Origin of the sequence: Thermodesulfatator autotrophicus (genome assembly GCF_001642325.1) — a bacterium.
GTDB classification, from domain to species: domain Bacteria; phylum Desulfobacterota; class Thermodesulfobacteria; order Thermodesulfobacteriales; family Thermodesulfatatoraceae; genus Thermodesulfatator; species Thermodesulfatator autotrophicus.
Window position 1 is genome coordinate 1 of sequence record NZ_LSFI01000105.1, and the last position, 1,553, is coordinate 1,553.

The 1,553-nt window shown below is 58.7% G+C and carries 1 rRNA gene; it reads left to right on the forward strand.

What is annotated here, in order from left to right:
- Positions 1 to 341: 341 nt before the first annotated feature.
- Positions 342 to 1,553, forward strand: a 16S ribosomal RNA gene (locus TH606_RS11135); the annotation flags it as partial.

Consider the following 1,553-nt stretch of genomic DNA (forward strand, 5'->3'; position numbering starts at 1 on the left):
GGGGGGTATTGACAGATTGTGGGAGGTGGTTAAATTAGCGGGGCCTTTGAGAGAGAGGCGGTTGTTCTTTGGTAGGTAGGAAGGGAGTTACAGCATCTTGACAGAAATGTGGCGGATGTATAACATATAGAGTTGCAGAGATTAAGCAGTTCTTTGATTTTCATGAGCAGTTAAGCCGCCTGTCAGGTTAGGCTTGACAGGTGGATTTATGTGTGTTTAGATTTAAGTTTGCTGGTCAGGTTGATCTTTGAAAACTGAATAGCGGCAGCGGGCAAGCGCCTTTAAGAGGCTTGTCAGCTTTTGAGTTTTTAGGGAGCTAGAGAGCCTTTGCGTTGAGGTTTTAACGTGAGGGTTTGATCCTGGCTCAGGGCGAACGCTGGCGGCGCGCCTAACACATGCAAGTCGAGGGGGAAAGGGCGGCTTCGGCTGCCCGAGTACACCGGCAGACGGGTGAGTAACGCGTGGGTAACCTGCCTTGGGGTCTGGGATAACCACCCGAAAGGGTGGCTAATACCGGATACGTTCCTGAGGTGCGAGCCGAGGGAAGAAAGGGTGCCGCTGCATAGCAAGCACCTGCCCTAAGAGGGGCCCGCGTCCCATCAGCTAGTTGGTGAGGTAACGGCTCACCAAGGCGACGACGGGTAGCCGGCCTGAGAGGGTGGTCGGCCACACTGGCACTGAGACACGGGCCAGACTCCTACGGGAGGCAGCAGTGGGGAATCTTGGGCAATGGCCGAAAGGCTGACCCAGCGACGCCGCGTGGGGGAAGAAGGCCTTCGGGTCGTAAACCCCTGTCAAGGAGGAAGAAGCCCTTTCTGGTTAAGAGCTAGGAGGGGTTGACGGTACTCCTGGAGGAAGCCACGGCTAACTCCGTGCCAGCAGCCGCGGTAATACGGAGGTGGCGAGCGTTGCCCGGAATCACTGGGCGTAAAGGGGGCGTAGGCGGCCGGACGAGTCGGACGTGAAAGCCCGGGGCTCAACCCCGGAATTGCGTTCGATACTGTCTGGCTTGAGGTCCGGAGAGGCCGGCGGAATTCCCGGTGTAGGGGTGAAATCCGTAGATATCGGGAGGAACACCGGTGGCGAAGGCGGCCGGCTGGACGGCACCTGACGCTGAGGCCCGAAAGCGTGGGGAGCAAACCGGATTAGATACCCGGGTAGTCCACGCCGTAAACGATGGGTGCTAGGTGTGGGGGGTTAGACCTTCCGTGCCGAAGCTAACGCAATAAGCACCCCGCCTGGGGAGTACGGCCGCAAGGCTGAAACTCAAAGGAATTGACGGGGGCCCGCACAAGCGGTGGAGCACGTGGTTTAATTCGATGCAAAGCGAAGAACCTTACCTGGGTTTGACATGCTAGGGGACCTTCCAGAGATGGGAGGGTGCCCGGGTTTTACCCGGGAGCCCTAGCACAGGTGCTGCATGGCTGTCGTCAGCTCGTGTCGTGAGATGTTGGGTTAAGTCCCGCAACGAGCGCAACCCTCGCCCTTAGTTGCCAGCGGGTAGAGCCGGGCACTCTAGGGGGACTGCCGGGGACAACCCGGAGGAAGGGGGG